Here is a 6,215-nt window from a genome sequence, read left to right on the forward strand (position 1 = left end):
GCAACAAGCAATGGAATTATTGCCCTAAAAAAAGGAAATGAAATCCTAATCAGAAAAAATTCAGAACATTTTGATGATTCATTGAATTTGAAAGCGGATAAATATGGTTATTCTGAAATTGTAGTTCCACACAATGCTTCCGGTTTAGTTAGTTTAAGAGAAAGAATAAGAAATGAAAACTTAAAGGATAGACTTGCCCTAGTTTATAGCTTTATAAAAGATGACAACGAAAAACAAAATTACCCTAGTGTATTTACAAACTCTAGAGTAATTTCTAGTGATACTAATCTTATCTTTAATGGTGAATTTTCTTATACAAAAAGAATAATAGCAGAACAAGATGACCTTAATATTTCCTCTCAAGAGATTAATATAGATAATTATTTATATTGCTATCTAACTCTACTAGCTCAAGAACACGAATTTGAACGAAAACTCTTTGATAAATACTACCAAAATTTGGAGAAATGGGTCAATAAAGCTTCTTTTTATAAGAATCTATCTCATATTTACATAAATGATAATATTGTAAATTCCAATGTAGTTATAGATATCCTAGTTACCTCTGCTCTATATAAAGATCTTGAAAGATTTGGAATTTATGAAAGAATAGAAAAGTTTGTTTTTCAGTATGTAAAATTTCATTCTGTTGACTATATTGGTATGAGTGCTTTTGCTGTTGATAAGAACCTTGACATTAGCTCTCACAATTTAGACACCTTTCTTTCTGTTATTATAAACTCGTTAAAAAAAGTTCGGGACATACAGTATATTGGAATCGACTACCAAATTGTTAGTGACCTAGAAAAACTATCATCCAATATTTCGCATCTAATATCAACGACTCACGCTGGAGAGAATGGATTCACAATAACTGATTTTAAAGTATCTAAGAATTTTAATGTTAATAATTCCGAAAGAAAATTAACTGTAGATGGTGAAGAGTTATCATATTCGGATACTAACTTAATTGATATATCAAAGATGGATATTACGCCATTAAGCATTACAACAAGAACTAAAATAACCGGAGCTGATAGGATATTTATTTTGACATCCGTTGATGGTAACTTAATTGTTCCCATACCTAGAGAAATTATGCAAATGTGGAGCATAGTATCGAATAGGTATAAGCTTTTAATTGAAGAGCAAGGGAAAGATTTCGGATATGAAATAATTTCCAATATTAATGAAATAAAAGGACTGGCATCATTCCATAGTGCTTGTTATGTCATTCAACAACATAACAATATATCTAATAAGAATGCGGAAGATAATCTGGTAAAATGGTTGTTACCAATCGCTGAAAAAAATCGTGAACTAATACTTAAACTAATTTCTGCTCATGAGTGCATGACAAAGAAAGATATTGAAGAGTTCATATCTAAAATTAGAGAACTTTGTGAAAGTGGTTGTACTTCGGTGATGATAAAAAACCCAGAGGACTACAATGGCACTCAACGAATCCTTTACGATGACATTAATTTCCAAATCGGTAGAAATATAAAAAACTTCAACATCGCCAAACTGTGTGAATTAGACGAAGATGCTACAGAAGTAACTTTTATTCTCGACAATATAATATCAGGAGCACAGTTCATTAAGTCATTGAAATATTATTCAGGCGCACGAGAAAGCTTCGAGGAAAGCGAAAATTTATATAACATCCCAAGTGAAAAACTTGATAAGTTACAATCATTTTTCAAACGACTGACTAAGATAAATATATGTACAGTTTTTTACAATACGAAGGCAAAGGTAAAAATTGAAGGCGAGTTAAAGTCGTTCTTGCCAAAATTACAGCAAGTTTCAATAATCCATGGTAAGAACATAGGGGGTAATGCTTTTTTTGGTACTACAGAGAAACTTACCACAATTGACAAAGCTCAGCTGGCAAATTTTCTATTAGATGACGAAAGAAGAAAAGCACTACATGAGTCTGTAGGGATCAAATTTAATAGGGAAGTCAAAAAATTTTCCACCCTAGAACAATTAAATAAGATGAACCTAGTTTCAAGGTATCGCTCTATGCCTAAAAACTGCTTCATGTTTTTGATTGCACCATCTATTTTCGATCCCAAAATTAGAATAATGAATCGATACGAAGAACTAAATGCAAAAAATTATATGAAAGACACATAATAATTAATTGCTTATGCCTAATTAAGTGCCAAAAACGATGTTTCTGTTTTCTGAAAGTTAAATAATTTGCCCTACTTCCCCCACTTAATATCAAATCAAGTGGAGGAAGTGGGGATAATTTTTACAACTTAGCGAAATGAAGTGTGAGGTCGTATGGTAGGGAAGTATTAGCGGTTTGAGCCATTGAGCATTTTCTTGTCTAACTTCCCGTCTTTAGCCTATTGATTAAGTGCCTTGCCAATCACACTCCCTTTTGATGGGAAAGCATTAATATGCTCACACACCTATTTGGTTGATAACCACTCTCTTGCTTTACCTGTACATTCTTCTAAATGGTAATTCAGCACGTTATACCAGTTGCCTTTATCTTCGTATTGAGCCGACTCTTTCGACACTTGAGCTTGAATCTCAGGCGACAACACCCAAGGGAGATGCTCTTCTATTTACCTATATTTGTAACAATTATTAAAGATAAACACTGTGGGCAAATTTGTTCTTCAAAGTTTGGCTCTAAGCTCTTTCATTTTCTCTTCAGCATAGCGGTGTAGTCTTGCTGGTAATCAGCCGGTGATTTTCGACAAGCGTCATCAAAACCTTCATTCTTGTCGAAATTAGTAAACTCATCACAATAACGTTCAACGAAATGGCCATAATCTTTTTGGTGTACAGCAATTTCATTAATAATGTTTGCTCGTTTGGATTCTCCAAGTTTTGTATGTAAACCACGCTGAACACAATGCTATAAACACTGCTAGTAAGGCTATCCAATCGGAGCTTTCCATCATTACCTATAGTATTGAGTTATTAGAAATTTCAGTAGATTAAAAAGCGTACTCGTATAAGAGGAACTAAGTCAAATTCAGCTCATTGAAGTGCACTGCCACATACTCGAAACGTGTTTGGGGGCACTCCTGAGTTAAGGAGTGCCATCAGGGAAGATTCTGGACAGAAATGAGTCAGTGTTCTTGCTAAATTAGTGATTCTTTAATTACTTAAAGTATGGAAACTAGCATAACGGCGACAAAAAATTATTGAGCCTCGAACTCCGAAAATGTACCATACACACAGTGTTTCATAGTGGTGACAGCTCTTAGTAGCTGTCCACTCTTAACAGTAAGAGTGAAACTAATTTCGAAGGGTTCGCCCTTAGTGTATCTCGTATATGCTTACTCCAGTAGGAGTGTTAACTTATTGTAACTAAACTACCTCTATGAAGCACTCCCCAACATTAGGAGAAGATGGTGGCTTTAACAGACAATATTTGGTGGACAAGAAAAGCACGAATTCAAACTGAAAAACGACTTTTGTCTAACGCCTTTCACTCACAAGTAATACTACTCTGGTATTCATTCTTCTCTGTCGCCGTATCCGTTTATTATCTAAAGAACCCACAAAATGGAATCGAAGCGATCTCTTGGGTTGTATATTCTGTCCTAGTACTTTGCATTTCAGGATTCATCAACGGGCTTTCTTTTAAGGAAAGAGCAAACCTAATCAAAGAATGTTATGAAAGTTTGAATAGTATTATGCATCAAGCCTCAAAGCCAAATGCTGACTTGACCAATTTATCAATAACCTACGAATCTAAGCTAAACGCTTGTGAAAACCACACTGATAAAGATTTTGCCATTGCACTATGCCAAGAGTATTGGGCAAGTACCAGCACAGTAAGACAAGTAAGCAAAGGTTTCCATTTAGACACCTCGGAAGACAAGCAACAACCAAAACAAGCTCTTACTAGAATACCAACATCACATCACTGGTTTTTAGCAGCATCATATTTTGTTGCTAGATTTTTAACTCTTGTGTTTTTCTATATCTTGCCTGTACTGATATTGCTTGCATTAAACTCGCCTTTATTCTTATCCACTCCAACTTCTACTGGTGGATAAAATGCGTGTACAAGACCAATTTAATAAAGAGTTTAGGCACGAGAATCTAAAAGAAATCTTCTCCAATCATATTGTATATTCTGGTGCTACTGGCATAGATAACATGAATCAGTATGCTTTTAGAAAACAGTTAGACCCGCAAATTGAAATCATTTCTCGTAAAATGATTGAAGGTTCTTATGCGTTTTCCAAGTACAAGCTAAAGTTGCTGACTAAAGGGAGAAATAAAGCCCCTCGTGAAATATCTATCCCTACAGTGAGAGATAGAATTGCATTACGTGCTATGTGTAACTTTCTACAAGACCGATTTGCAGAATCAGTGAAGTTCACGCTTCCTCAAGATGTCATTAAAGATGTTAAGGTTCACGCTTTATCTGGAGACTTTGATAGCTTTATTAAGTTAGATGTTTCGAATTTTTACCCATCGATAAGACATAAAAACCTACGCTCTCAATTGAAAAAGCGTATTAGGCAAGACCACATACTAGATATGATCTTTTCGGCTGTCACTGCCCCTTCAGTTCTAGTTTCGAGAAAGGATGATAAGCCAAGTGAAGTCGGCGTACCTCAAGGGTTGGCTGTTTCCAACATCCTTGCAGCCATCTACCTCCAAAACATTGACAAATTTTTATCTGAACTGCCTAACGTAAAATGCTACCGCTACGTTGATGATGTATTAGTTCTTTGTTCTGCTGATCAAGCACACTATCTAGCACAAATCATTATCAAGCAGTTTCGCAATATTGGTTTAAAAATACACTGCCCAGTGAAAGTACCAGAGAAGTCAAAAATTGACTCACTTGCTAACGGTTTTGATTATCTTGGGTATCAATTCACCAATGAGCATATCTCTGCAAGAAACGGGTCGATTGAAAAGTTAAAGGCTTCACTTGCTGGGATTTTCACAAGCTATAAGCACTCTAAAAATAAGAGCTTAAAAATTTTAGAATGGCGATTGAACCTACGAATCACAGGCTGTGTGTTTGAGAAGAAATGTAAGGGGTGGCAATTTTTCTTCGCTGAGATCAATGATGAAAAGCTACTCCACAGATTAGATCATTATGTCCTGCGCCTATGTAAGCGTTTTGAGGTAGAAATCAAACCTAAAAAGTTTGTTCGCACTTTCAAAGAAATTAGCCACAACAAATATAACACCAGTTATGTACCCAACTTCGACCAGTATGACATACCTGAGATGAAAGAAGCTTTAGTTCAATATTTTAGTTTTGATTTGACCAATATGGCTGATGAAGAAATTCGTTACCACTTCCATAAAAAAATAGGTTCTCAAGTCAGAGAGCTAGAAGTTGATGTGAAAGACTTTGGTTACTAGGTTGAGTGTTCGTTAAACAAGGGGAGATGTTCCCTCGGTCCTATAGACGCCAAGCAGGCATTTGAAGAAATAGGCTAAATGATGATTCTGAGACGTGAGGCTTAAACGGTAGCTAACCTACTTTGGGGCAAATTTGAGCTAGGCATGGAAGCTAGCTCGTGTCCTAACTCTAAGGCGCTTCTATCCCAAAACGATTTAATTATCCTAATAATCTTTTCATTAGTTTCATTCGGGCTAATCACCTCTAGCAAAAAATAATATCTGACTTTTTGAAAATAAAGACGAAACAGTATTGAACTAGCAATAGAAAATAGCTCATTGTTGGACAAGGTTTACTAGAAAAGTAGCTCTAAATGCTGGAAGCCCAATTCAAAAGGGGAAAGTCAGTGGTCCAAATAAACTCCATACTCCTTGATAATAAGTTTTTTGTTTGTTAATTAAAGCCAGCACAATCAAGCTGGTCTCATTATCATTTATATCAGTTACTTATTGATGAATTAACATCAAAAGCCTGAATATTCTTACTAACTTCTTCAAACATTTTTCTCGCATTCCACAAGTCAACGTTGTGTTGTAAGTTCAACCAGAACTCTGATGATGTGCCAAGAGCTGAAGCTAAAAGAACAGCTTGGGTTACATTAATATTTTTACCATTTACTATTGCACTTACCGTATTACGGTGAACCCCCATGGCCTCTGAAAGCATCACTATGGTAATTCCCATAGGTTCAAGAAATTCCTCCTTAAGAATAATTCCAACAGCAACAGGTTTATTCTTCACTTGAGTCCCCTTCGTTCACTTAAAAAAGCGTATGATATTCAACATGGAAATAAACTGTATCTTATAT

The 6,215-nt window shown here is 35.3% G+C and carries 5 protein-coding genes; 3 read left to right on the forward strand and 2 right to left on the reverse strand.

Features of this window, described 5'->3' with window-relative positions; genetic code table 11:
- The coding region (locus tag E5A76_RS11610; protein WP_161119033.1) for a hypothetical protein at window positions 1-2,142 on the forward strand (2,142 nt) is incomplete at its 5' end.
- 284 nt (window positions 2,143-2,426) lie between these two features.
- Here E5A76_RS11610 and E5A76_RS11615 read toward each other — a convergent pair.
- On the reverse strand, window positions 2,427-2,564 hold the full coding sequence (locus E5A76_RS11615) for a hypothetical protein (RefSeq protein ID WP_161119034.1): 138 nt from the start codon (window positions 2,562-2,564) through the stop codon (window positions 2,427-2,429).
- Window positions 2,565-3,380: 816 nt separating this feature from the next.
- Between E5A76_RS11615 and E5A76_RS11620 the strand changes: the two genes are divergently transcribed.
- Together E5A76_RS11620 and E5A76_RS11625 are read left to right on the forward strand one after the other, a co-directional pair.
- Window positions 3,381-4,034 carry an SLATT domain-containing protein gene (locus E5A76_RS11620; protein ID WP_161119035.1) on the forward strand — a complete coding sequence of 218 codons (654 nt, stop codon included), beginning with the start codon at window positions 3,381-3,383 and terminating at the stop codon, window positions 4,032-4,034.
- Between the two features lies 1 nt (window position 4,035).
- A complete protein-coding gene (locus E5A76_RS11625; RefSeq protein WP_161119036.1) occupies window positions 4,036-5,367 on the forward strand; it encodes a reverse transcriptase domain-containing protein in 1,332 nt (443 codons plus the stop codon).
- 478 nt (window positions 5,368-5,845) lie between these two features.
- Here the strand turns inward: E5A76_RS11625 and E5A76_RS11630 are convergent, their stop codons facing one another.
- Window positions 5,846-6,148 carry a HigA family addiction module antitoxin gene (locus tag E5A76_RS11630; protein ID WP_161119037.1) on the reverse strand — a complete coding sequence of 101 codons (303 nt, stop codon included), beginning with the start codon at window positions 6,146-6,148 and terminating at the stop codon, window positions 5,846-5,848.
- Window positions 6,149-6,215: the final 67 nt, after the last annotated feature.

Source organism: Photobacterium lucens (assembly GCF_009873615.1).
GTDB classification, from domain to species: domain Bacteria; phylum Pseudomonadota; class Gammaproteobacteria; order Enterobacterales; family Vibrionaceae; genus Photobacterium; species Photobacterium lucens.

Bases quoted from the DNA above. Each gene is read 5' to 3' on its own strand.
- E5A76_RS11620 (WP_161119035.1), top strand. From the start codon at position 3,381: ATGGTGGCTTTAACAGACAATATTTGGTGGACAAGAAAAGCACGAATT.
- E5A76_RS11625 (WP_161119036.1), top strand. From the start codon at position 4,036: ATGCGTGTACAAGACCAATTTAATAAAGAGTTTAGGCACGAGAATCTA.